Source organism: Actibacterium pelagium (assembly GCF_002285415.1).
Classification (GTDB): Bacteria; Pseudomonadota; Alphaproteobacteria; order Rhodobacterales; family Rhodobacteraceae; genus Actibacterium_B; species Actibacterium_B pelagium.
This window is the reverse complement of the sequence record NZ_NSBU01000004.1, coordinates 133,262-157,045: the sequence shown is the minus strand read 5'-3', so window position 1 is coordinate 157,045 and position 23,784 is coordinate 133,262. Positions and strand designations below refer to the sequence as shown.

Sequence of the window (23,784 nt, the reverse complement as noted above, 5' to 3'; positions counted from 1 at the left end):
AACGAAATATCTGCCTTTAATAGAACTGTAGAACAGCAACAGGAGAGTGACCATGTCCGACGCGTCCGAGCTTATCGCCGAGATCGAAAAACTGGGTGAACGTCTGGCGCTTGCCAAGGCCAGTATTGGTCGGCGGTTCATCGGACAAGACAGGGTTGTAGACCTGACGCTGTCGGCGCTTTTGTGTGGCGGTCACGGGTTGCTGGTCGGTCTGCCGGGGCTTGGTAAAACGCGGCTGGTCGACACTTTGTCGACGGTGATGGGGCTGAACGGGCGACGCATCCAGTTCACGCCTGACCTGATGCCCGCCGATATTCTGGGGTCCGAGGTTCTGGAAACGGCTGATGACGGATCGCGAGCTTTCCGTTTCATCAAAGGTCCGATCTTCTGTCAGCTGCTTATGGCAGATGAGATCAACCGCGCAAGCCCGCGGACCCAGTCGGCGCTGTTGCAGGCGATGCAGGAAAAGGCCGTCACCATTGCAGGCCACGAACATGAATTGGACGCCCCGTTCCACGTGCTGGCCACCCAGAACCCGATTGAACAGGAAGGCACCTATCCGTTGCCAGAGGCGCAGTTGGACCGTTTCCTGCTGCAAATCGACGTGCCTTACCCCGATCGCGGCACCGAACATGACATCCTGATGGCCACGACGGGCACATCAGAAGATGAAGCAGAGGCGGTCTTTACCGGCGAAGAACTATTGGCCGCCCAGACCACCTTGCGCCGGATGCCGGTGGGCGAAGCCATCGTCGCCCAGATTCTTGATCTGGTACGCGCCTGTCGCCCCGAAAGCCCCGAGGCCCCGCAGATTGTCAAAGAAAATGTTGCCTGGGGCCCCGGCCCGCGTGCCGCGCAGTCGCTGATGCTGACAGTTCGGGCGCAGGCCCTGCTGGATGGGCGTTTGGCGCCGTCGCCGGAAGACGTGGCCTCGATGGCGGCCCCGGTTTTGAAACACCGGATGGCGCTTAGCTTTGCGGCCCGTGCCCGCGGTGTTGAACTTGGCGATGTTATCAATGATGTGACCAACAGCGTGCTGGCGACCGAGGCCGCTGCGTGAGATCACCCACCGCCCTCCGCGCCCGCGCAGAAGAGCTCGCGGCGGCCCTTCCGCCCCTTCTGGCCGAAGCCGAACATCTGGCGTCGACCGTGATGATGGGCGCGCATGGGCGCAGGCGGGCGGGCACGGGGGATGAGTTCTGGCAGTATCGCCCGGCAACCCCCGGCGACCCGGCGCGACGGATCGACTGGCGTCGGTCGGCCCGGTCGGACGCCCATTTCGTGCGTGAAAAAGAATGGCAAGCCGCGCAAAGCGTTCTGCTTTGGGTCGATCACTCGCAATCCATGCTGTTCACAGGGTCGAAAGATCGCCCCGACAAATCCGAACGGGCCCGCCTTTTGGGGCTGGCCGTCGCGGTTCTTTTGAACCGGGCCGGGGAACGCGTTGGCCTGTCCGGATTTGAGCTGCCCCCGCGCAGCGGCCCCCTGCAACTGCTGCGTCTAGCAGAGGTCTTCAGCGACACCGGCGGTCTGGGCGACTATGGCGAACCAGAGGCCCGGGGCATGCTGCCCCATGCCCGCGCCGTGTTTATCTCGGATTTCATGGGCGACTTGGCCCCGGTCGAGGCCGCCTTGGCCAAGGCCGCGGATCGCGGCGTCAAAGGCGCGCTGCTGCAGGTTCTTGATCCCGATGAAGAAGCCTTTCCCTTCAACGGCCGCACCATTTTCGAAAGCATGGGCGGCACGCTGCACCACGAGACCCTTCAGGCCGGAGAGCTGCGGGATCGCTATCTGGACCGCTTGGCCGAACGCAAAGCACGCCTGTCAGAACTTGCCCATCTGGCCGATTGGCAGTTCAGCACGCACCATACGGGCGATAGCTCTCAGTCTGCGCTATTGTGGCTTTACACCGCATTGGAGAGAGCCGCCTGATGTTCACGCTTGGCCCCATAGGATTTACTGCGCCCTGGCTTCTGGCCGGGCTTGCCGCGCTGCCGATCCTTTGGCTGTTGCTGCGCGCCGTGCCGCCCGCCCCGATCAAGCGGCGGTTCCCCGGTGTCGCGCTGTTGCTTGGGCTGACCGACGACGAAACTCAATCGGATCGCACGCCGTGGTGGCTGTTGCTGCTGCGCACGCTGGCGATTGCCGCGATTATTCTGGGCTTTGCCGGGCCGGTTCTGAACCCCTCGAAAAATCAGGGGGGCAGCGGGCCCTTGCTGGTGCTGATTGATGGCGGTTGGGCGGATGCGCGCGACTGGTCGCGTCGGATGGACCGGGTTGAGGTCCTGTTGGAAAAGGCAGCGACGGATGGGCGCCCTGTGGCGCTGGCCTTGGCAACGGAATTGCCCGAGGAAGGGCTGCAGTTTCAGCCTGCTCGCGAATGGGCCGCGCAGATCCCGGGTCTTGCCCCGCATCCCTGGGACCCGATCAATGCAGAGGTCATTGCTTGGGCTGACGGTCTTGAGGGTCGATTTGATACGTTCTGGCTGTCGAATGGGCTGGATGCCGATTGGCGGACAGAGGTGCTTGGTGCCTTGGACGCCCGTGGCGCAGTTCAGGTCTTTGAAAGCCCCGGACCGGCCTATGGCCTGCGTCCACCAGTGGTCGACGACAGCGACATCGTCCTGACCGTTCTGCGTGATCGCGCCGGGGCCAACCCGGATGTCGCGCTAAGTGCGATTGGGCTGGATCCCAATGGTGTCGAGCGAGAGTTGGAACAGGTCACCGCCCTGTTTGAGGAAGGTGAAAACACCGCAGAGGCGCGCATGTCCCTGCCGCCGGAATTGCGCAACCGGGTGACCCGCTTTGCAATTGCCGGGCAGCGCAGCGCGGGTGCCGTTGTGCTGGGGGATGACAGTCTGAAACGCCGCGAGATCGCCATGATCGCCGGTCGCGAACAGCGCGAAGGGCTGCAACTGTTGTCGCCGCTCCACTATCTGGACAAGGCCTTGCGCCCAAGCGCCGACCTGCTGGATGGCGCGCTCTTGGATATCCTGCCCGCGAACCCTGACGTTCTTATCCTTGCCGACGTGGCGACCGTGGCCGAGGCTGAAGAACAGGCCCTGCTGAAGTGGACCGAGGCTGGCGGCCTTCTGCTGCGCTTTGCCGGTCCGCGCCTTGCAGCAAGCGATGTCAGCCGCGCCGAAGAAGACCCGCTGTTGCCGGTTCGCCTGCGGGCCGGAGGTCGCAATGTCGGCGGCGCGATGAGCTGGGGAGAACCCAAAGCCCTGCGCCCCTTTGCCGAGGGCAGCCTGTTTTACGGTTTGGGCATCCCCGAAGATGTACGCGTGTCGTCTCAGGTCATGGCGCAGCCGGGGCCAGAGCTGGCCGAACGCGTCTTGGCAACGCTCAGCGATGGAACGCCGCTGGTGACACGTAAGCCGGTCGGGCAGGGGCAGGTTGTCCTGTTCCATGTTACGGCGAATGCAGAATGGTCGACGCTGCCGCTGTCGGGACTGTTTGTGCAGATGCTGGAACGGCTGGCCGTTTCGTCCGGCGGAACCCGCCCTTCCGCGGAAGAACTGGAAGGCACGACTTGGGTGCCCGAACAGGTGCTGACTGGCTTTGGCCAGTTGGAAGACGCCGGGATCATGCCGGGTGTTCCGGGCGAACGTCTGGCCGCCGGACAGGTCGGCCCAGACCTGATGCCGGGGCTGTATTCCGGCGGGGACCGCCGTTTGTCGGTGAATGTGATCGCCCCGGATCGCGCGCTTTCGGCCACGAACTGGCCGGCATCGGTGCCTGTAGAGGGTCTGGAAACACGGGCCGAACAGCTGTTGAAAGGTCATCTGCTGACCCTTGCGCTGATCCTGTTGGCCGTGGACATGGTTGCCTCGATGTGGCTGTCGGGACGGCTGCGCGGCGCGCGTCAGGGGTTTGTCGCTTTGATCGCTCTGATGGTTCTGGTGCCCGACTCGCAGGCGCAAGAGGTTGACGACCAACTGGCCTTTGAGGCCACCGAGGGCGTGGTTCTGGCCCATGTGCTGACTGGTGATGCCAGCGTCGACGAAATGGCGCGCGCCGGGCTGGTGGGCCTGTCCCGTAAGCTGACCGAGCGCACCGCCGTGGAACCACTGACGCCGATTGCGGTTGATCTTGAGCGGGATGAACTGGCCTTCTTCCCCTTCCTTTATTGGCCGATCACCGCCAATCAAGAGCTGCCCTCGAACGAGGCGTATACGAAGCTGAACCGCTATCTGCGGACCGGTGGGCTGATCCTGTTTGATACGCGCGATGGCAACCTTGGTAATACCGGGGCGGTGACGCCGGAAGGTCGTCGGCTACAGCTGATTGCGCGCCCCTTGGATATTCCGCCGCTGGAACCCGTGCCCGAAGATCACGTGCTGACGCGCACCTTCTATCTTTTGCAAGGCTTCCCCGGCCGTCACAACGCTGGCGGCGTCTGGGTCGAAGCGGCACCACCGGATGCCGAACTGGCCGAGGGCATGCCCTTCCGCAACCTCAACGACGGGGTCACACCTGTGGTGATTGGCGGCAACGACTGGGCGGCGGCATGGGCGATAGATGCGCAGGGCGCGCCGATGTACCCGGTTGGACGCGGTTATGCCGGGGCCCGCCAGCGCGAGATCGCGTATCGCTTTGGCATCAACCTGATCATGCATGTTCTGACTGGCAACTATAAGTCCGACCAAGTCCATGTGCCGGCGCTTCTGGAAAGGCTGGGCCAATGAACGGAAGCATCGTCTTTGCGCCCCTTCTGCCGTGGCTGGTGATCTGGATTGCCTGTGCCTTGGCGGTGGTTTTCACAGGGTGGAGCCTTTGGCGCGGACAATCGGGCTGGTGGCTGCGGGGGCTGACTGCGGTGGCCTTGTTGATGGCGCTGGCCAATCCTTCACTTCAGATCGAAGAGCGCTCTCCGCTGTCGGATATCGTGTTGCTGGTGGTCGATGACAGCGCCAGCCAGTCCTTGTCCGACCGCCCCGATCAGACAGAAGATGCGATTGCCGCCGTTCAAGCAGAGGTCAACGCCCTGCCCAACACCGAGCTGCGGATCGTCCGGTTCGAAGACGGCGAAGACAATAGCGGCAGCCTGATGATGGCTGCGCTTAATCAGGCGTTGGCAGAGCTGCCGCGTGCCCGGATTGCGGGCACCATGCTGCTGTCGGACGGGCAGGTCCATGACATGGACTTCGCACCCGAGGTCGGTTTCCCGATCCACGCTCTGCTGACTGGCAGGCAGACCGACTGGGATCGCCGCCTGATCATCAAGAACGCCCCGGCCTTTGCGATCATCGACGAACAGCTGACCCTGACCCTTCGGATCGAAGATCAGGGGGATGTGCCGCTGACCGCCGGTGGCCTGGTGCCCCTGCGCATTTCGGTTGATGGCGGTGAGGAACAGGTCGTCCAAGTACCGCTGAACCGCGATATGGAGGTCCCCGTCACCCTGCAACACGGCGGGACCAATGTGCTGCAATTCACGGTTGATGCCGCAGAGGGAGAGCTGACCGACCGCAATAACTCTGCCGTGGTGCGGATCAACGGCGTGCGCGACCGGCTGAATGTGTTGCTTGTCTCGGGCGAACCTCATGCCGGGGAACGCACATGGCGCAATCTGCTGAAATCGGACAGCTCGGTTGATCTGGTCCATTTCACCATCCTGCGTCCGCCGGAAAAACAGGACGGAGTGCCGGTGACAGAACTGTCGCTGATCGCCTTTCCGACCCGCGAGTTGTTCCTGGAGAAGATCGACGAATTCGACCTGATTATCTTCGACCGCTACAAGCGGCGCGGTATCCTGCCGATGCTGTATCTGGAAAACGTGCGCGACTATGTTGAACAGGGCGGGGCCGTGTTGATCGCGGCGGGGCCTGATTTTGCTTCGGCCAGTTCGCTTTATCGTTCACCTCTGGCGGCCGCCATGCCCGCAGCCCCTACGGCCCGCGTCGTGGAAGAGGCCTTCCGCCCAGAGGTCACCCCGTTGGGCGAGCGCCACCCGGTGACGCAGGGGCTGTCCGCAGAAACCCCCGATGGCGAAGCCAATTGGGGTCGCTGGTTCCGGTTGGTCGAACTGGAGGCCCTCGGTGGTCAGACGGTCATGTCGGGCGTGGGTGACCGGCCCTTGCTGGTGCTGGATCGTGTCGGTGAGGGTCGCGTGGCGCTGCTGGCTTCGGACCACGCTTGGCTGTGGAGCCGCGGGTACGAGGGCGGTGGTCCGCAGTTGGAACTGCTGCGCCGCTTGGCCCATTGGATGATGAAAGAGCCCGATCTGGAAGAAGAGGCATTGACCGCTCTTGCCGAAGGCCAGCAGGTGCGCGTGCTGCGCCGGACGTTGGAAGAGGCCGTCCCGGATGTGATGGTCACCGCGCCGGATGGGTCCACCTTTGCCGTGACGCCGGAAGAGGTTTCCCCGGGCCAGTTCGCGGCTAACTTCACGGCACCGGGCATGGGGCTGTACCGCCTGACAGACGGGATCAAGGAAGCCGTAATCGTCGTTGGTCCTGCTGCGCCAAAAGAGTTCGAAGACACGATCGCAACCACCGCCATGTTAGAGCCGCTGGTTGCAGCCCAGCGAGGCGGCGCAATGGTGCTGGAGGCTGGTTTCCCCGACATTCGCCGCGTCCGTGAAGGCCGCGTTGCCGCAGGCCGTGGCTGGATCGGGGTAACCCCGCGCGAAGCTTATGTAACCCAAGGCATCTCGCTGACTGCGTTGGCCCCCGCATGGCTGATGCTGCTGATCGCGGCAATGCTTAGCGTCGGCGCGTGGCTTTATGAGGGGCGACGCTAACCGCATTGGGTCTTCAGGCCAAGTTGGTTTGTCGCCCTCCCGATAGTACAGCCCTGATTTTCATATACTTTTCCGCACTTCTTCGGTTCTATGGATCGAAAAAGCCGGGGGATCATTATGAAAAGTCTAAACCTAGCCAGCATAGGCGCTGCCCTTCTGGGAAGTGGCACGAAGACCGGTATTGCAGAAGGTTTGGGTGTTTTAGCGTTGGCCGCAGACGCCGCAACGGGACGGCCGCAGGGCTCTGGTCTGACCGCCGCGATTGTCGCGGCAGAGTTCTCTAGGCGGCTTGGCGACGACGTCGCGACGCAAAAAGATGCCTACTATATTGCTTTGGTCCGCTTCATCGGATGTACCATTACCAGTCATGAAACAGGAATGATGTCGATCGGAGACGATCAGGGCTTTGCCGTCGCGACTATGCTGGGTGATTGGGCTGACCGTGCGGATCTGAAAAAGCACTTGGCGCAATTCATTGCCCTAGACGCCCCCAGCGAGGACCGCGACGCCGCCTTTGAAAGCATCTGCGACATGATCCCGCTAGCGGCACCTGACTTTACTGCAGCGCATTGCCGCCAGTCTTACCTGTTGGCGAAAAGGCTGCCGATTTCGCAGGCCGTTCTGGAAAGCATCCCGTTTTATTATGGCCGTTGGGATAGCAAGGTTCTGCCCTATGGCGGTGAGTCGCTGCCATATCTGCAACGGCTGCACCGGATCACCGAAATGGCCGAGCTTGTCCGGCGGTTATACAACGCCACCCAAGCGAAAGAAGTGATTGCAGCGAAGCTTGGCCACGAGATTGATCCAAACCTTGGCGCCAAGTTCTTGGAATTTGCCGACGATATTTTTGAAGTCGCCAGCAAGACGCCCGAGTTCGAAAACTTCATCGCGGCAGAACCCGGCGATCGCATCTTGATGACGCCAACTTGCCGCGAGACATTGGCTGAAATTGCAGCGGATATGACGGACCACAAAGCAGTGTGTTTCCGAAGCCATTCGCGCAGGGTTTCAAGCTTGGCGGCGCAGGCTGGCAAGGTGGCCAAACTGTCTAAAGGCGATATCGAGAACCTAAGGCTTGCGGCCTTGGTCCACGACATCGGAAAATGCGCGATCAGCAACAGGATTTGGTACAAAGAAACAGAACTGGCGGTCTCGGAACGGCTGGAGATGGAGCGTCACACCTACCAGACGCAGTTCTACCTGTCGCACGGCGATCCGTTCTCGAAATGGGTAAGCGTGGCGGCCTCTGTGCAAGAGAGGGCAGACGGGTCCGGGTATCACAGAGGGATCAGACTGTCCGATCTGGCGTCAAATATTCTAGCGGTCGCCAATGAATACGATGAACTCACACACGGTATGCCAAACCGCCCTGCGTTAAGCGCGGATCAAGCTGCGAATGCGCTGAATGCCACCGCGCGCGAGAAGGTCTTTCCAGCAGTCGCCGTTTCAAGCGTGTTGCAGGCCGCTGGTCATAAGGTCAGTGACGCCAAAGCCGCGTATCCCTTTGGGCTGACCCGCCGCGAGGCGCAGGTTCTGTCGCGGCTTGCGAAAAGTGAAACCACCGCCGAGATCGCAGAGGCGCTGGGGATTTCGCCCAAGACCGCGGATCATCACATTCAAAGCATCTATAATAAAACGGATGTTCGCGCCCGACCTGCCTTGGCCTTGCTCGCGCTAGAGCATGGCATCGTGATGGACTAGGGTATTTCGTGAAAAAAATAGGGAATACTCCCGATACATGGGGACCTTCCACTGCTGCATCCTGATTTCAACGGCGACAATCAAGCTGCCGGACGAACGAAGGACAACGAGATGATTAAGCAATCAATCAAAACAGCAATGGCAGCAGGGCTGCTGATTGGAGGACTCATGACAACCACCGCAATGGCCGAAGCCACCGACGATATCGCATGGACACTGACCCTTGAATTGGCCGAAGGCAAAGATGACGCGTTCAACGCGCTGATGGCTGAAATGGTCGAAGCGACCAAGGCAGAAGCGGGTGCCAAATCTTACGAGTGGCACCGGTCCGGTAACGTCATTCACATCAACGAACGCTACGAAACGAACGAAGATGCTGGTATCCACCTTGCCAGCTTCGGGGCAAATTTCGCGGAACGTTTTCTGGCGATTTTGTCACCGACCGGGCTTCAGGTTTATGGCCCGGCGGAAGGTGGCGTTCGCGAGGGGCTGGCTGGCTTCGGAGCGAATTTCTATGATCAGGTTGGTGGGTTCGAGCGCTAAGGCGCATACGAAAGAACAATCACCATGGATGGGGCCCCTTTGGGGCCTCGTCTGTGTTTGGTTCGCTGTTCATTGGCTATGGCAAATCAAGCCGAAACAAATCTTTGCCCCATCCATCTACCGAACACTTCGCGCGGATCAGGACGTGGTCCAGACCTGCGGGAATGGTGACGCCGCCAAGCGATCTTTTGAAAGGTTGTTCGTTCACATGTGGATGCAGCAACTCGCGAAAACCAAGTCGGGTTCCGTCGGGCGACAGAACCTCCCACCCGTCGGCGTAGTGGTCCCAGCCAGTGTCGGGGTGGCGCAGGGTAACGGAAATGTTCCAATCGCCAGACCCTTGGGCCTTGGCGGATGCTTCGACAATCTCGGCCGGGTCGGCCAGTGCAGTTTGACTGCTAAGCAACAGGGCGATCAGGGGCAGGCGCATAAGGGATCCTTTCGCCGGCCAGTGTGACAGAAAACAGGGGGGGGTCAGTTCACATCTCTGTGCCCGGTATTTCCTTGCCGGACAGCAGCAGGCTGCGCGAGGTTGAGGCAAACTCACGGCGCCAGATCACGGCCAATGTTGTCAGTGTGGCCAGAAACAAGGGAATGGCCCCTAGCAGCCAGGCCAATGTAGCAAGGGTGAAATAGATCGACCGCTGCCCCCGGTTGAAGTGGCGCGAGGCGTTGTTGATGATCACGCCAGCCTGATCTGCCCGCTGGTAGGCCGTGGGATCATTCTCGTCGTTCGGGATCGCGCCGATCAGGACCGAGGTATACCCGAACAGGCGGTGCGACCAGACGAACTTCAGGAAGGTATGCGCCAACAGAAGCATCAGGAAAATGAGCTTCAGTTCCCAAATGATTTTTGGCGACTGGTCCAAAGACAGGTCACGGGCGACCACCATCAGACGTTCGGTATTACCGATCAGGGCCAGAACACCACCGATGGCAATCATGCAGCCCGAGGCAAAGAAGGTTGTGCCCGCGCGCAGGTTCCCGATGATGATTGCATCCAGCACCCTTGGGTTGCGGGTGACGTGGTTGCGCATCCACACCCGGCGATAGTCCTCCATCAGGATCGACACCGACGGTTTGGCGCCGTTCGGCAGTTCTATCTTCAGGCTCATCAACCACCAGCTGATCAGCAGGAAGGCGACGGCGAAGGCGTCAAGCAGCGAGAAGTGCTGAAGGTGGTCCAAAAGTTCCATGAGATCGAATCTATAGCTGGTAGGGGACGCTTGTCATCTGCCAAAAACGGAATAGGATTCTGCGAAATTGGAGGAGCCTCATGGAAATGCCCGTCCCGGACGCCCGGGTCATGTCGAAGAAAGCACGTTTGGTGGACCGCCTGCGCGGTGTTCTGCCCGAAGATGCCGTGATCCACGACCCGGCCGAAACCCGCGCCTATGAATGCGACGCGCTGACCGCCTATAAGTGCCCGCCACTTTGTGCCGTGCTGCCCAGCTCGACCGAAGAAGTCGCAGCGGTGCTGAAGATCTGCCATGACGAAGATGTTCCGGTGGTGCCGCGCGGGGCGGGAACGTCGCTGGCGGGGGGCGCGCTGCCGACCGCTGACAGCGTGATCCTTGGTGTGGCGCGAATGAACGAGGTGCTGGAGGTCGACTATGACAACCGGTTTATCCGGGTGCAGACGGGCCGTACCAACCTAAGCGTCAGTGGCGCTGTTGAAGAGAATGATTTCTTCTATGCGCCCGATCCCTCGTCGCAACTGGCCTGCGCGATTGCGGGCAATATCGCGATGAACTCTGGCGGGGCGCATTGTCTGAAATACGGGGTGACGACCAACAACCTGATGGGCGTGACCATGGTGATGATGGATGGCTCTGTGGTCGAGATCGGCGGGGCGCATCTGGATGCCGGTGGTCTGGACCTACTGGGACTGATCTGCGGATCCGAAGGGCAGCTGGGCGTCGTGACCGAAGCCACACTACGCATCCTGCGCAAACCCGAAGGCGCACGCCCCGTTCTGATGGCGTTCGACAGCAACGAGGTCGCAGGCCAATGCGTCAGCGACATTATCAAAGCGGGTGTTTTGCCCGTAGCGATCGAGTTCATGGACCGCCCGGTCATCCGCGCAACAGAAGCCTTTGTTGGCGCGGGCTACCCCGATTGCGAGTCGCTGTTGATTGTCGAGGTCGAAGGATCAGACGCCGAGATCAACGAACAGCTTGAGCTGATCCTGGAAATCGCGCGCCAGCACAACCCGGTCGAGTTGCGCGAAAGTACCTCCGCTGATGAAAGCGCAAGGATTTGGCTGGGGCGCAAATCTGCCTTTGGCGCGATGGGTCGGATCAACGATTACATGTGTCTGGATGGGACCATCCCGGTGTCCGAACTGCCCTATGTGCTGCGCCGGATCGGTGAGATGTCAGAAGAGTTCGGCCTGTTGGTGGGTAATGTCTTTCATGCGGGTGACGGCAACATGCACCCCCTGATCCTGTATGATGCCAACAAGCCCGGCGATCTGGAAATTTGCGAAAAATTCGGTGCCGAAATTCTGAAACTATGCGTCGAGGTCGGCGGTTGCCTGACCGGCGAACACGGTGTCGGGATCGAAAAGCGGGACCTGATGAATGTGCAGTACGCTGAGGTGGATCTCGAAGCGCAGCTGCGGGTGAAGGACGTGTTCGACCCCAAGTGGCTTTTGAACCCGTCGAAAGTATTCCCTCTGGACGCAACAAAGGAGCGCCGGAGCTAGGGGCCAGCCCCTTTTCCGAAAGATAAAGATGAGAAGACCAGAGACCGAGACCGAGCTGGCCGATTTGGTGGCCAGCGCCGACGCTCCGTTGCAGATTTGTGGCGGTGGAACCCGTGGAGTGGTGGCCGAGCCGAATATCAGCTTGGCGGGCCTGACGGGCATTGAACGATATGAGCCGGGGGCCCTGACCCTTGTTGCCAAGGCCGGAACCCCCTTGGCCGAGGTCGAGGCCGCATTGGACGCCGAAGGGCAGCGGTTGCCTTTCGAGCCGATGGACCATCGAGGATTGCTGGGGACCACGGGCACACCGACGATTGGCGGGGTCGTGGCGGCCAATGTTTCGGGGCCCAGACGGATACAGGCAGGCGCCTGTCGTGACAGCCTGATCGGCGTGCGTTTCGTCGATGGCCGAGGCGATGTGATCAAGAATGGCGGGCGGGTGATGAAGAACGTCACCGGCTATGATTTGGTCAAGCTGATGGCCGGGTCCTTCGGCACGCTTGGCGTGTTGACCGAAGTGTCCTTCAAGCTGTTGCCCGCGCCCGAGGCTCGGGCGGTTGTACTGGTGAACGGCTTGGACGACAGTCAGGCGATTTCCGCTTTGGCGCGTGCTGTTGGATCTTCGTTCGAAGTATCGGGGGCAGCGCATGTGCCGGTGGGTGTGGATGGACATCCGGTCACCATGTTCCGGGTGGAAGGCTTCGCGCAATCCGTGGCCTATCGCGCCGGTCAGTTGGCAGAGTTGCTGAAGGATTACGGCGAGGCCTTGATAGAGACCGATCCGGAAAAAACGGCAGCGGGTTGGAAATGGGTCCGCGACGTCGAGGCGTTCCACGGGCTACCAGGGGATGTTTGGCGCGTGTCGGTGAAACCGTCCGACGGACCGCGCGTGGCTGCGGCTGTTGGGGCAGAGCGTGTGGTTTATGACTGGGCAGGCGGGCTGGTCTGGCTGCTTGTGGACGAGGGCCGTGATATCAGGCCCGATCTACAGGGGATCGCAGGGCACGCCACCTTGGTGCGCGCCGCGGCCTCTACGCGGTCGCAGATTGCGATGTTCCAGCCAGAGCCGGAACCCCTTGCACGGATCAGCGCAGGCCTGCGCACGCAGTTTGATCCGCGCGGTATTTTGAACCCCGGGCTGATGAGGTAATCATGCGGACAGAGTTTACCCCAGAACAATTGACTGACCCGGCGATTGCCCACTCGAACGAGATCCTTCGGGCCTGTGTCCATTGCGGGTTTTGCACGGCAACCTGCCCGACCTATCAGGTCTTGGGCGACGAGTTGGACAGCCCCCGAGGCCGTATCTACCTGATCAAGGACATGCTGGAAAACGAGCGTGTACCAGATGAGAAGACGGTGAAGCATGTGGACCGCTGCCTGTCTTGCCTTGCTTGCATGACGACGTGCCCCTCGGGCGTGCATTACATGCATCTGGTCGACCATGCGCGATCCTATATCGAACAAAACTACAAGCGTCCGATGTCGGATCGGGCGTTGCGCTGGATGTTGGCCAAGATACTGCCCTATCCCACGCGGTTCCGATTGGCGCTTTTGGGGGCCAAGATCGGGCGGCCTTTCGCGCGGTTTATGCCGGACGCCAGATTGCGCGCGATGCTGGAAATGGCGCCGAAGCAGATCCCGTCGGTCAGTCGCAATGACCGGCCGCAGGTCTTTGAGGCGAAAACCCCGCCTAAGATGCGAGTAGCGCTGATGACCGGCTGTGCCCAAAAGGCGCTGAACACCGATATCAACGATGCCACGATCCGTCTTCTGCGCCGTTTGGGCTGCGAGATCGTGGTCGCCAAAGGCGCAGGCTGCTGCGGGGCGCTGACCCATCACATGGGGCGCGAGTCCGACAGCCATGCGGCGGCGGCCGCGAATATCCGTGCATGGATGGCCGAGAAGGCGGACGGCGGGCTTGATGCCATTGTCATCAACACATCGGGCTGCGGCACGACCGTGAAAGACTATGGCCACATGTTCCGCAATGACGCTTTGGCCGGGGACGCGGCCGAGGTCGCGGGCTTGGCGATGGACATCTCTGAACTATTGCAAAAGCTGGATATGTCCGGGGCCAAGGCGCCGAAGGACATGACCGTGGCCTATCACGCGGCCTGTTCGCTGCAGCACGGGCAAAAGGTCAAAACGGCCCCCAAGGACATGCTGAAATCTGCAGGGTTCACCGTGGTCGAACCCGCCGATAGCCACCTGTGCTGCGGGTCTGCCGGGACCTATAATCTGATGCAGCCCGAGATCTCCAAACAGCTGAAGGCACGGAAGGTGAAGACGCTAGAAGCGAAGCATCCAGACGTGATCGCGGCGGGCAATATTGGCTGCATGATGCAGATCGGCTCTGGAACCGAAACGCCGATAGTGCATACAGTAGAGTTGCTGGACTGGGCGACCGGTGGGCCGATCCCACCCGCTTTGCGTGGCCTCGGGGATTGATGGTCCGACCAAACCCGCATCGTCCAGCGTAGGAGGAACCGATGCGGCTTGTGATACTCTTGCTGACGATCTGCGGGCTTTCGGGCGCGCTTTCGGCGCAGGAGGATTCTCGTCTGCAGCGGCTTGAGACCGCTGAAGAAAGCAAAGATTGGGACGCCGTCGGGCGGCTGGATATCGGCGGATCTGGTTTCTGTACTGGTGCGCTGATCGCGGCCGATCTTGTGCTGACGGCCGCCCATTGCATGTTCAACCGGTTCACAGGAACGCCTGAGCCGCTGGAAAAGATGGAGTTTCTGGCAGGCTGGCGGGATGGCAGGGCACGGGCCTATCGCAAGGTGCGCCGGGCGGTCGTGCATCCTGAGTATGTTTTTGACAGCGAAGCCTTCATGAAGCGGGTGTCTTATGATCTGGCGCTGCTGGAGCTGGATCGCCCGATCAGCCTGTCGGGGGTTGTTCCGTTTCGCACCGGTTCGCATCCCCGCAAGGGCGACAGGGTTGGCGTGGTGTCCTACGCTTTTAACCGATCGGAAGAGCCCGCCTTGCAGGAACAGTGCCGGGTCATGGCGCGCAGGCCGGGTGTTTTGATGCTGTCCTGTGACATCGACTTTGGGTCCTCGGGTGCCCCGGTTTTCAGTTTCAAAGGGGGCGAGGCGCGGATCGTGTCGGTCGTGTCGGCCAAGTCGGATGTCAATGAACAGAAGGTTGCGCTTGGTACGCCGATTGTGCGGTCGCTGGACCTGCTGATGCTGAATCTGGCTGAAGGTGACGACGTCTGGACCCCGACAAAATCTGTGGGTTTCGGAACAGGAGGCGCGCGCGCAACAGGCGGCGCGAAGTTTGTGAAACCATGATTTTGCGCGCGTTTCTTTGCCTGACCCTTCTTAGCTCTGGCGCAATAGCGCAGGACCGGCTGAGTGAGTTGCGCCTTCGGTCCCAGACCTTGGGGTTAGAGGCCGTTGGTCGGCTGGACCTGCCAGAGGGCGGCTATTGCACCGGGGTTCTGGTGGACAATGATCTGGTTCTGACCGCTGCGCATTGCCTGCTAAGGGATGGGGTTGTGATCGACCCCCGCGAGATCATTTTTCAGGCGGGCATGCGGCGGGACGAAGCGGTTGCAAGCCGCGCGGGCCTTCGCGCGGTGATGATGCCGGACTTCAGCTTAGGCGGTGAAGACGCGCTGCAATCCATCCGATCCGACGTGGCATTGGTGCAGCTGGAAAGCGGCATCCCCTTGGCCGTGGCCGCCCCGTTTGAGACCAGCGACGAGGTTGAGCAAGGCGACCTGATCGAGGTGGTCTCGGTCGGACAGGGGCGGCGACATACCCTGTCACGCGAAGCCGGGTGCGAGGTGACCGATGCCTATGAACAGGTCATGGCCTTCAGTTGTGACGTGGATCATGGCTCTTCCGGGGCGCCGGTGTTCAAACAGATCGGATTTCGCGCCAAGATCGTCTCGATCATATCGCGCGGGTATCGTGACGGCGACAAGACCGTCTCTTTCGGAACCGAAGTCGCGCCTGCCGTCGAACAGCTTCGGGCTGATCTTTACTCAGGGCGCGGGGTTTTCCCTGTAACGGTGGTCGAGGGCCGGTCCGTTACCGTGGGCGGCAAGAAAGAAATCGGCGGTGCGCGGTTCATCAAGCCCTAGGTCTTGAAACCCTAAAAACTCCTCCCCAAATCTAATCTGTGGGTGCCAAACGGGCCTGCAAAATTTTGGTCTGTCCAGTTGGAAGGCCAGTTGAAAATACATCGCTTGTAAGAAGGATGACGAAAGATGCGTAACCTGGATTTTGAACCTCTGTACCGTGCCACCGTTGGCTTTGACCGTGTGGCTGACATGATGGATCGCGTGCTGTCCAATACGGCTGCACAGCCCAGCTACCCCCCGTATAACATCGAGAAAACCAGTGAAAACGCCTACCGTATCTCAGTTGCCGTAGCCGGTTTCTCTGGCGACGATCTGTCTGTAGACGTAAAGGAAAACGCGCTGATCGTAGCGGCCCGTAAGTCGGGCGAAGAGACAGAGCGGAATTACCTGCACCGCGGCATTGCGACCCGCGCGTTCGAGCGCCGTTTCCATCTGGCCGACCACGTGCGCGTAACCAGCGCGACCCATGCTGACGGCATGCTGCACATTGATCTTGTCCGCGAGATCCCCGAAGCGCTGAAACCACGCCGGATCGAGATCGCCCGAGGCGACGAGGTCGAAGCGAAAGCTGTCGAGAACAAGACCGTCGAGGTCTAATCGCCTTCTTTACCTCCCGGAAGGCAGGCGCGCTGTGTGAATGCACGGCGCGCCTTTTTCTTTGCACTCCGCGTTTGCCTAAACGGTGCAACCGGCGCAGAATGCCGGTAGGGAGAAGTTCATGAGGTTACAGGGAAAAACCGCGATTATCACCGGTGGGGGATCTGGTTTCGGAGAAGGTATCGCCCGTCGCTTTGCGCAGGAAGGTGCGCGGGTGATGGTCGCAGACATAAACGTGGAAGCCGCACAGCGGGTAGCTGACGAGATTGGCGGTCTGGCGCACGAGGTTGACGTGGCCAGCGGACCCTCTGTGAAGGCTATGGCGCGTGCGGCGTCCAAGGCGTTCGGCGTGCCGGATATTCTGGTGAACAACGCAGGCGTGACCCATATGCCGGGCCTGCTGGAAGATGTCGAAGAAGAGGACTTTGACCGCGTTCTGGCGGTGAATGCGAAGTCGGTCTATCTGACGGCGCGCGCTTTTGTTCCGGCGATGAAGCAGCGCGAAAGCGGCGTCATCCTGAACATCGCTTCTACGGCAGGCGTTTCGCCGCGCCCCAAGCTGAACTGGTATAATGCTTCAAAAGGCTGGATGATCACCGCGACCCGCACCATGGCGGTCGAGCTTGCGCCGCACGGCATCCGCGTGAATGCACTGAACCCGGTCGCGGGCGAAACGCCCTTGTTGAAAAGCTTCATGGGAGAGGACACGCCCGAGATGCGCGCCAAGTTCCTGTCAACGATTCCCATCGGGCGGTTCTCGACCCCCGAAGATCTGGCCAATGCCGCGCTGTTCCTGTGTTCGGACGAGGCCGACATGATCACTGGCGTCGCGCTAGAGGTCGATGGCGGTCGCTGTATCTAAAGAGGTGTCATGGCTGACAAACTATTCCCCGGTCCCCGCAACCTGATCACTGATGTGCCGGGCCTGTTGGTGGGTAATGCCTCGGATGAGACGATCAAAACCGGCGCCACAGTGGTGGTGGGGGATGCGCCCTTTACCGCAGGTGTGCACATCATGGGCGGCGCCCCGGGAACGCGCGAAACCGACCTTCTGGCGCCTGACAAAACCGTTCAGAAGGTCGACGCGCTGGTACTGTCGGGCGGGTCGGCCTTTGGGCTGGATGCCGCGTCCGGTGTGGCCGATGCCTTGCGCGCGCGGGGACGCGGGTTTGCCGTTGGCGACCAAAGGGTTCCGATCGTACCCGGGGCCATCCTGTTTGACCTGTTGAACGGTGGCGACAAAACATGGTCCGCGAACCCCTATGCGCGGATCGGAATAGAGGCGCTGAACGACGCCGATACCAGCTTTGCACTTGGCACCACCGGGGCAGGAACGGGCGCTTTGACGGCCGATTTGAAGGGGGGCTTGGGGTCGGCCTCGGTCGTGCTGCCTTCGGGTGTGACCGTGGGGGCACTGGTGGCTGTGAATTCCCTAGGAACCGTCCTGATGGGCGAGGGGCCAGAGTTTCTGGCGGCGCCGTGGGAAATGGACGGCGAATTCGGTGGGCTTGGACAGGGCCAGCCTGACCCGTATGCGCTGCCACGGGTGAAAGGGCTTGAGGACAAAAACACCACCATCGCCATCGTCGCGACGGATGCTGACCTGACCAAAGCGCAGGCATCCCGCATGGCGGTGGCTGCACATGATGGCATGGCGCGCGCGATCCAGCCCAGCCACACTCCGATGGACGGAGATCTTGTATTCGCCGTCAGCACGGGGAGCCGATCCTTGGCGGACCCGGTGTCTGAAAGCTTGTTGATTGGCCATGCCGCCGCGACCTGTCTGGCGCGGGCGATTGCCCGAGGGGTCCACGCCGCCCACGCTGCGCATGGGGACACCAAGCTGACTTGGGCTGCCCGGTTCGGTCGGGCTTAGGCAGCCATCGCCGCGCGAATGACCTCTGCCAACCGTGACACACCTTCGGTGATCATGTCTTCGTTCGCGTTCGAGAAGTTCAATCGCATCGTATTAGCCCCGGTTCCATCCGGGTAGAACGGGCTTCCGGGAACGAAAGCCACGCGTTTTTCCTCCACTGCGGTCTTGAAGATATCCTGACTGTCCATTGATGGCGGCAGGGTCATCCAGATGAACATCCCGCCTTCAGGGCGGGTCCAGTCGACACCCTCTGGCATATACTTCTCTAGCGCGGCCAGCATGGCGTCGCGCCGGGCGCGATAGGCGGATTTGATCGTAGCCACGTGCGACAGGAAATGCCGGCGCGCGACCTTCTCGATCGCGATCTGGTTCAGGGTCGGGCTGTGCAGGTCACCGGCCTGTTTCTGCAGGACAAGCTGCTGAATGACCTCTTCTGCCGCGCAGACCCAGCCCACGCGCAATCCCGGCGACAGGGTCTTTGAGAAGCTGCCGCAATAGATCGTCCGGCATTTGTCGATATCGCCTTTTTTGGCGATCTCTAGCGCAAGGATTGGGGGCAAGGCCTCTCCGTCAAAGCGCAGCGATTGATAAGCGGCATCTTCGATGACCGCGCAATCCAGAGCATCGGCCATGTGTAGGACTTGCAGGCGTTCGTCGCGGGTCTGGGTGACCCCGGTCGGGTTGCAGAAATCGACCGAGAGATAGGCCATCTTGACCTGTCCACCGTTCTCGGCAGCTGCTGCGGCGAAGTCTTCTGGTGCGCGGTTGCTGCCGGGGTCCAGCCGGTCATAGCGTGGCTCGTACGCGTTGAAGGCCCCCAAGGCCCCCAGATAGGTGGGCCATCCCAACAGCGTGGTATCCCCCGGGGACAGGAACAGCTTGCCAAGGTGGTCCAACGCTTGCTGCGACCCCGAGGTGATCAGGATGTTTTTGGCCGAACATGGGACTTCCAGCACGGTCATCTGCTCTGCCAGCCAGCTGCGCAGAGGGGCGTAGCCTTCGGTCGCGGAATATTGCAGCGACCCCGGTTCCTGCATGGCTTCGGCCAGTGCCTCGCGGAAGGCGTCCATCGGGAACAGGTTGGGGTCGGGAATGCCGCCCGCGAAGGAAATGATGTCTGGTTGTTCCAAGAGTTTCAGAAGCTCTCGTATTTCCGAGGCTTTCATCCGGCTGGAACGTGTCGCGAAAATGTCGGTCAGGGACATTGGGGGCTCCGATTATGTCGCCACAAAGTCTTCGGATTCTTCGTTTATGTCAATAGTGCTGACATATGTTTCCGAATATTTCCCTGCGGACGATTTAACCAAGCTTTTGGCCTACCCCCAAAGTGGCTGTGCATCGAGAGGTTTGCGGGGCGATTTCGATTCGCTTCACTTGGGCTGGGCGAACGATGCCCACGGATACTCAGGCGTAGCCAATTCGACAAAACCAATATTCTTAAGGTTATAACGCCTGTTTGCTCGGCAAAATTTAGCGCATTCAAACGGTGGTTTTGTGGTAATATTGGCGGGCTTCTGCTGATTTTTCCAGCACGCGCGCCTTTCTTATTCGCGCAGGCCTGAACCGGCCTAGCATTCATATCGTGTTAGTAGATTTCTGAGATAGAATAGTATGGTCCAGCCACTTTGGGCGCTTAAGAACGCCCCCGGTAAAAACGAAGTAGATACAAAACGACGCTGCCACCGATGCTCGGGGTCAGGCTTGTCCGTCTGCGAGATTTGCGGCGGTCGACGTCAAGTCGTGAAGGGCAAAGATGTCTACGGACATAACATCTTTGCGCGTTGCGATGGTTGTTATGGCATTGGAACCCGCCGCTGCAGCAATTGCTCTGGCCAGGGTTGGCTGTCCTGACGTTTTCGCGGTCCGTTTGAGGATCGCACGTTTTCCCTCCAGAAGGTGGGGTGCATTCTATGGTCCTTAAAATCCGTAAGGTCCGCAGATGCACCCCTTCTGGGAAGGGATCGCGATCTTCGAATTAAACTTTCTCAAAAATAATCGGCCAAGTTTCCAAGAAACCGCCTTTGGGCTGCGTCATAGGGTATGACATGCGTATGACGGTATCGGATGAACAGCTTGCCCTGGCCTCGGCCGCCGGGGATCGCAGCGCCTTTTCGGTGCTGTTGGCGCGCCATTATGATCGGTTGTTCGCCTTCGCGATGCGCATGACCGGTGATCGGGCCGAGGCAGAAGATTTGACGCAGGACATCTGCATGGCGCTTCCCGCGAAGCTGGATGGGTTTCGGGGGGATGCCAAGTTTACCACTTGGCTCTACCGCGTCACCGTGAACGCCGCCCACGATCGCCGTCGCCGCTCTGCCACCCATGATAAAGCAGCCGGGGGATGGGGCGATTGGGAAATTACCCGCCAAGCCGCCAATCGCGAAGAAGCCGAAGCCCGCGACTGGCTGGTTCAGGCCATGCGCGCCCTGCCGGACGAGTTGCGCGATACGCTGACACTGACCCTTGGCGAAGGCCTAAGCCAGAAGGAAACCGCTGCGGTGTTGGAGGTCTCTGAAGGCACCGTCGCCTGGCGCGTTTCCGAGGCGAAGCGCCACCTGAAAGCCATCCATGCAGAAGAGGAGCAGCCATGACAGACGAGTTTGACCGCCTGCGTGCCGCCCTGCAGGACACGCCCGCCCCAGATGCCGATATGAAAGCCGCGCATCTCAGGGCAGCGATGGAAAATTTCGACACTCTCCAAGAAACCGCTGATCCGGCGCGTCCCAGTACTGACGCCCCCAAAAATAGGGCGGGTTTCTGGAATGGAGTTTCGAAAATGCTAGGGAATTTGACGTCTCGCGGTGCATTGGCCGCATCGACCGGACTGATCGCAGCGGGCCTTGCCCTGTTCGTGATCTTGCCAAATGCACCGGGTGTGTTGACCCCGCCTTCGGTCGCGCCACCTGCCCCAGGGCTGGCCACCGATGACGATGTGGCGACCAGTGGTGTGGTTGCTCAGAAGACCCCAGTGGTCCGCAACGAGAGTGCAGAGCTTATGGCCGAGCCCATGATTGAACCGGTTATGGAAGAGCCACTGTTGGATGCAGAAATCGCGATGGAGGCTGCCCCAATGGATCGTGATCTGAGCATCGGTCAGGTCACAGGACAGGCACAAGCCGTCGCCCCGCAAATGCTGCGACGCCAAGCTGCACCTTTGGGGGTGACCTCTGGTGCTGCGCCGGCGCGGTCGAAATCTGTGGTGGTTCCTGCGCCCCCTCAGGCTGAGGTGCAGCCAAACAGGCTTCTTCTGCCACAGGCAGAGACCGAAACCTTCGCGAATGAGGCCCCGAACTCGCTGAAAGTCACGATTGAGGAGCCCGTATCGACCTTTTCGATCGACGTGGACACGGCGTCTTATTCGGTAGTTCGCCAGTCGATCATGTCCGGCCGATTGCCACCGAAAGAGGCGGTGCGGGTCGAGGAGATGGTGAACTATTTCCCCTATGACTATGCCGCGCCGGATGCGGGCGAGGCTCCGTTCCGTACCACGGTCCAGACTTTCCAGACCCCGTGGAACGAAGGCACACAATTGGTCCACATTGGTTTGCAGGGACAATTGCCCGCGGTCGAAGATCGCCCACCGTTGAACCTTGTCTTCCTGATCGACACCTCTGGTTCGATGCAAAACGCCAACAAGTTGCCGCTGCTCAAGCAAAGCCTGCGCCTGATGTTGTCGGAACTGCGCCCCGAAGATCAGGTCGCTATCGTCACCTATGCCGGCAGCGCCGGTCAGGTGCTGGCCCCGACCCCGGCCAGCGATCAGGCCAAGATATTAAACGCGCTGGACCAATTGGAAGCAGGCGGCTCAACCGCAGGACAGGCTGGGCTGCAACAAGCCTATGCCGTGGCTGAAGGCATGGCCGAGGACGGAGAGGTCTCTCGCATCCTGTTGGCCACCGATGGGGATTTCAACGTGGGCCTGTCGGACCCCGAGGCGCTGAAGGATTTCATTGCGGATAAGCGTGACACGGGCACCTACCTGTCGGTTCTGGGTTTTGGTCGGGGTAATCTGGACGATGCCACGATGCAGGCGCTCGCGCAGAACGGCAACGGGCAGGCCGCCTATATCGACACGCTGGCCGAGGCGCGCAAAGTGCTGGTCGACCAGTTGACCGGCGCGCTCTTCCCCATCGCCAACGACGTGAAGATTCAAGTCGAGTTCAACCCCGCCACCGTCGCCGAATACCGCTTGATTGGCTATGAAACCCGCGCCCTGCGGCGAGAGGATTTCAACAACGACAAAGTGGATGCCGGAGAGATCGGCGCCGGCCACTCTGTCACCGCGATCTATGAAATCACTCCGGTCGGTTCCCCCGCCGTTCTGAATGATCCGCTCCGCTACGCAGTATCGGAAAAGGGCGGCCCTGCGGATGAGCTTGGCTTCCTACGCCTGCGCTATAAGGAACCGGGTGTGACCGAAAGCCAGCTGATCGAAACCCCTATCGGCTCCACCCTGACCGGTGCGGATCAGGACGCTCGCTTTGCTGCAGCCATCGCTGGGTTTGGCCAGCTGCTGCGCGATGACAGCTTGCTTGGCGATTGGGGTTTTGTGGACGCCGCAACTCTGGCAGCAGAGGCCAAGGGTGACGACCCCTTCGGCTATCGCAGCGAAGCGGTGACGCTGATGCGACTGGCCGATAGCCTGTCGCGCTAAAACAACGGCCGTCGTTCTGATCAGAGCGCGGCCGTGATCTGTCTAAATTGCAAGGCGATTTACCCTCTACATTACGCGGAAATCCGGTCATTGCAGACGGTGTTGCAGTGGTATCTATTGGCATCGAATTTTCGATTTTAGAGAGTGATTATGGATAGTCTTGCTCTTTTCGGTCACCCGGACTCGGGCCATGCTTGCAAGGTCGCCCTTGCGCTGTCCTTGGCGGAGCTTTCTCACAGAACAGTTTGGGTCGATATTTGGGCTGATCCCTCTGAGCGGCCCAAGGAGTTTCTGGCTGCGAGCCCTTTCAAAGAAGTGCCATTGCTTCAGATCGACGGCGAATCCTATACGCAATCCGGGGCCATCCTTCTGGAAATTGCGACCCGCTATAAGTGTCTGGGCGGCGAGACCCCCGCCGGGTTACGTCGCGGCCGAGAACTGCTTATGTGGGAGGCCAACCGGATCGGTATGTGTCTGCCACAGTTGAAGGAAGCGCGCCGCGTTGATGGTGCCGGGTTCCCAGACGGCGCGATCGAATGGCTGCGGAACCGGTTCGATGCGGACGCTAAAAACCTTGCTGTTTTGCTGGGTGAAAACCCATTTTTCCATGGTGACCGTCCCGGTATCGGCGATTGCGCGATCTGGGGCTATACGCAATGGCTGGACGGGGCAGGGGTAAAGCCAACCCCACCCATGCAAGACTGGCTAAAGCGGATGCGTGGCCTAAAAGCTATGAAAACGCCGCAGGAATTTTTTCCCCGCAGATAATAAGCTGCTTTGTTTCGTCGCGCAGCGTTGGACTAGTAATTCTGCGTTGCGGCGTTATAACCCTCTCACTTGAATTCTGATGCGAGGAGGG

The 23,784-nt window shown here is 60.4% G+C and carries 20 protein-coding genes; 17 read left to right on the top strand and 3 right to left on the bottom strand.

The genetic code is table 11. The annotated features are described in order from the left end of the window. Positions 1 to 52: 52 nt before the first annotated feature. The 6 genes from CLM58_RS01040 to CLM58_RS01015 all read left to right on the top strand — a co-directional run bounded on the left by CLM58_RS01040 (position 53) and on the right by CLM58_RS01015 (position 8,992). Entirely contained in the window at positions 53 to 1,060 is a 1,008-nt protein-coding gene (locus CLM58_RS01040; protein WP_095594059.1) for an AAA family ATPase, read from the top strand. After that, positions 1,057 to 1,932, top strand: a complete 876-nt coding sequence (locus CLM58_RS01035) for a DUF58 domain-containing protein (RefSeq protein ID WP_095594058.1) — start codon at positions 1,057 to 1,059, stop codon at positions 1,930 to 1,932. Before CLM58_RS01040 ends, CLM58_RS01035 begins: the two co-directional genes overlap by 4 nt. After that, on the top strand, positions 1,932 to 4,691 hold the full coding sequence (locus CLM58_RS01030) for a DUF4159 domain-containing protein (RefSeq protein ID WP_095594057.1): 2,760 nt from the start codon (positions 1,932 to 1,934) through the stop codon (positions 4,689 to 4,691). The genes CLM58_RS01035 and CLM58_RS01030 overlap by 1 nt, the downstream gene beginning before the upstream one ends. Further along, on the top strand, positions 4,688 to 6,748 hold the full coding sequence (locus tag CLM58_RS01025) for a hypothetical protein (protein ID WP_095594056.1): 2,061 nt from the start codon (positions 4,688 to 4,690) through the stop codon (positions 6,746 to 6,748). Before CLM58_RS01030 ends, CLM58_RS01025 begins: the two co-directional genes overlap by 4 nt. A 117-nt stretch (positions 6,749 to 6,865) precedes the next feature. Continuing rightward, a complete protein-coding gene (locus CLM58_RS01020; RefSeq protein ID WP_158221829.1) occupies positions 6,866 to 8,449 on the top strand; it encodes an HD domain-containing phosphohydrolase in 1,584 nt (527 codons plus the stop codon). 168 nt (positions 8,450 to 8,617) lie between these two features. After that, positions 8,618 to 8,992, top strand: a complete 375-nt coding sequence (locus CLM58_RS01015; RefSeq protein WP_143226492.1) for a putative quinol monooxygenase — start codon at positions 8,618 to 8,620, stop codon at positions 8,990 to 8,992. A 76-nt stretch (positions 8,993 to 9,068) separates the two neighbouring features. Here CLM58_RS01015 and CLM58_RS01010 read toward each other — a convergent pair whose 3' ends face one another. Together CLM58_RS01010 and CLM58_RS01005 are read right to left on the bottom strand one after the other, a co-directional pair. Beyond that, entirely contained in the window at positions 9,069 to 9,422 is a 354-nt protein-coding gene (locus CLM58_RS01010; protein WP_095594053.1) for a hypothetical protein, read from the bottom strand. Between the two features lie 49 nt (positions 9,423 to 9,471). Continuing rightward, positions 9,472 to 10,188, bottom strand: a complete 717-nt coding sequence (locus CLM58_RS01005) for a DUF599 domain-containing protein (RefSeq protein ID WP_095594052.1) — start codon at positions 10,186 to 10,188, stop codon at positions 9,472 to 9,474. A gap of 80 nt (positions 10,189 to 10,268) precedes the next feature. On the opposite strand from CLM58_RS01005, the gene CLM58_RS01000 reads away from it, so the two are divergent. The 8 genes from CLM58_RS01000 (at position 10,269) to CLM58_RS00965 (ending at position 18,271) form a co-directional block, all read left to right on the top strand. Next, entirely contained in the window at positions 10,269 to 11,699 is a 1,431-nt protein-coding gene (locus tag CLM58_RS01000; protein ID WP_095594051.1) for an FAD-linked oxidase C-terminal domain-containing protein, read from the top strand. Positions 11,700 to 11,727: 28 nt separating this feature from the next. Further along, positions 11,728 to 12,849, top strand: coding sequence for an FAD-binding protein (locus tag CLM58_RS00995; protein ID WP_095594050.1), 1,122 nt, complete (start codon positions 11,728 to 11,730; stop codon positions 12,847 to 12,849). A 2-nt stretch (positions 12,850 to 12,851) separates the two neighbouring features. Then, positions 12,852 to 14,150: a glycolate oxidase subunit GlcF gene (gene glcF, locus CLM58_RS00990; protein WP_095594049.1), complete on the top strand. Its 1,299-nt coding sequence runs from the start codon at positions 12,852 to 12,854 to the stop codon at positions 14,148 to 14,150. 41 nt (positions 14,151 to 14,191) lie between these two features. Beyond that, complete coding sequence (locus CLM58_RS00985; RefSeq protein ID WP_095594048.1) at positions 14,192 to 15,001, top strand: trypsin-like serine peptidase; 810 nt, start codon at positions 14,192 to 14,194, stop codon at positions 14,999 to 15,001. After that, entirely contained in the window at positions 14,998 to 15,798 is an 801-nt protein-coding gene (locus tag CLM58_RS00980) for a trypsin-like serine peptidase (RefSeq protein WP_095594047.1), read from the top strand. The genes CLM58_RS00985 and CLM58_RS00980 overlap by 4 nt, the downstream gene beginning before the upstream one ends. 126 nt (positions 15,799 to 15,924) lie before the next feature. Continuing rightward, entirely contained in the window at positions 15,925 to 16,395 is a 471-nt protein-coding gene (locus CLM58_RS00975) for an Hsp20 family protein (RefSeq protein ID WP_095594046.1), read from the top strand. Positions 16,396 to 16,516: 121 nt separating this feature from the next. Continuing rightward, the gene (locus CLM58_RS00970; protein ID WP_095594045.1) at positions 16,517 to 17,257 is read left to right on the top strand and encodes an SDR family oxidoreductase; all 741 of its coding nucleotides are present in this window, start codon (positions 16,517 to 16,519) and stop codon (positions 17,255 to 17,257) included. A 9-nt stretch (positions 17,258 to 17,266) separates the two neighbouring features. Further along, complete coding sequence (locus CLM58_RS00965; RefSeq protein ID WP_095594044.1) at positions 17,267 to 18,271, top strand: P1 family peptidase; 1,005 nt, start codon at positions 17,267 to 17,269, stop codon at positions 18,269 to 18,271. Here CLM58_RS00965 and CLM58_RS00960 read toward each other — a convergent pair. Beyond that, the gene (locus tag CLM58_RS00960) at positions 18,268 to 19,476 is read right to left on the bottom strand and encodes an aminotransferase-like domain-containing protein (protein ID WP_095594043.1); all 1,209 of its coding nucleotides are present in this window, start codon (positions 19,474 to 19,476) and stop codon (positions 18,268 to 18,270) included. The two genes, CLM58_RS00965 and CLM58_RS00960, sit on opposite strands and share 4 nt — an antisense overlap. A gap of 846 nt (positions 19,477 to 20,322) precedes the next feature. Here CLM58_RS00960 and CLM58_RS00955 point away from each other — a divergent pair. The 3 genes from CLM58_RS00955 to CLM58_RS00945 all read left to right on the top strand — a co-directional run bounded on the left by CLM58_RS00955 (position 20,323) and on the right by CLM58_RS00945 (position 23,693). Continuing rightward, complete coding sequence (locus CLM58_RS00955) at positions 20,323 to 20,862, top strand: RNA polymerase sigma factor (protein WP_095594772.1); 540 nt, start codon at positions 20,323 to 20,325, stop codon at positions 20,860 to 20,862. After that, positions 20,859 to 22,925: a vWA domain-containing protein gene (locus CLM58_RS00950; protein WP_095594042.1), complete on the top strand. Its 2,067-nt coding sequence runs from the start codon at positions 20,859 to 20,861 to the stop codon at positions 22,923 to 22,925. The genes CLM58_RS00955 and CLM58_RS00950 overlap by 4 nt, the downstream gene beginning before the upstream one ends. 150 nt (positions 22,926 to 23,075) lie before the next feature. After that, a complete protein-coding gene (locus tag CLM58_RS00945) occupies positions 23,076 to 23,693 on the top strand; it encodes a glutathione S-transferase family protein (RefSeq protein WP_095594041.1) in 618 nt (205 codons plus the stop codon). The last annotated feature ends 91 nt before the right edge of the window (positions 23,694 to 23,784 follow it).

What these genes read in the sequence shown, in the direction of transcription:
- CLM58_RS01040 (WP_095594059.1), top strand. Translation starts at nt 53, where the DNA reads ATGTCCGACGCGTCCGAGCTTATCGCCGAGATCGAAAAACTGGGTGAA.
- CLM58_RS01030 (WP_095594057.1), top strand. Translation starts at nt 1,932, where the DNA reads ATGTTCACGCTTGGCCCCATAGGATTTACTGCGCCCTGGCTTCTGGCC.
- CLM58_RS01025 (WP_095594056.1), top strand. Translation starts at nt 4,688, where the DNA reads ATGAACGGAAGCATCGTCTTTGCGCCCCTTCTGCCGTGGCTGGTGATC.
- CLM58_RS01020 (WP_158221829.1), top strand. Translation starts at nt 6,866, where the DNA reads ATGAAAAGTCTAAACCTAGCCAGCATAGGCGCTGCCCTTCTGGGAAGT.
- CLM58_RS01015 (WP_143226492.1), top strand. Translation starts at nt 8,618, where the DNA reads ATGACAACCACCGCAATGGCCGAAGCCACCGACGATATCGCATGGACA.
- CLM58_RS01010 (WP_095594053.1), bottom strand. Translation starts at nt 9,422, where the DNA reads ATGCGCCTGCCCCTGATCGCCCTGTTGCTTAGCAGTCAAACTGCACTG.
- CLM58_RS01005 (WP_095594052.1), bottom strand. Translation starts at nt 10,188, where the DNA reads ATGGAACTTTTGGACCACCTTCAGCACTTCTCGCTGCTTGACGCCTTC.
- CLM58_RS01000 (WP_095594051.1), top strand. Translation starts at nt 10,269, where the DNA reads ATGGAAATGCCCGTCCCGGACGCCCGGGTCATGTCGAAGAAAGCACGT.
- CLM58_RS00995 (WP_095594050.1), top strand. Translation starts at nt 11,728, where the DNA reads ATGAGAAGACCAGAGACCGAGACCGAGCTGGCCGATTTGGTGGCCAGC.
- glcF (WP_095594049.1), top strand. Translation starts at nt 12,852, where the DNA reads ATGCGGACAGAGTTTACCCCAGAACAATTGACTGACCCGGCGATTGCC.
- CLM58_RS00985 (WP_095594048.1), top strand. Translation starts at nt 14,192, where the DNA reads ATGCGGCTTGTGATACTCTTGCTGACGATCTGCGGGCTTTCGGGCGCG.
- CLM58_RS00980 (WP_095594047.1), top strand. Translation starts at nt 14,998, where the DNA reads ATGATTTTGCGCGCGTTTCTTTGCCTGACCCTTCTTAGCTCTGGCGCA.
- CLM58_RS00975 (WP_095594046.1), top strand. Translation starts at nt 15,925, where the DNA reads ATGCGTAACCTGGATTTTGAACCTCTGTACCGTGCCACCGTTGGCTTT.
- CLM58_RS00970 (WP_095594045.1), top strand. Translation starts at nt 16,517, where the DNA reads ATGAGGTTACAGGGAAAAACCGCGATTATCACCGGTGGGGGATCTGGT.
- CLM58_RS00965 (WP_095594044.1), top strand. Translation starts at nt 17,267, where the DNA reads ATGGCTGACAAACTATTCCCCGGTCCCCGCAACCTGATCACTGATGTG.
- CLM58_RS00960 (WP_095594043.1), bottom strand. Translation starts at nt 19,476, where the DNA reads ATGTCCCTGACCGACATTTTCGCGACACGTTCCAGCCGGATGAAAGCC.
- CLM58_RS00955 (WP_095594772.1), top strand. Translation starts at nt 20,323, where the DNA reads ATGACGGTATCGGATGAACAGCTTGCCCTGGCCTCGGCCGCCGGGGAT.
- CLM58_RS00950 (WP_095594042.1), top strand. Translation starts at nt 20,859, where the DNA reads ATGACAGACGAGTTTGACCGCCTGCGTGCCGCCCTGCAGGACACGCCC.
- CLM58_RS00945 (WP_095594041.1), top strand. Translation starts at nt 23,076, where the DNA reads ATGGATAGTCTTGCTCTTTTCGGTCACCCGGACTCGGGCCATGCTTGC.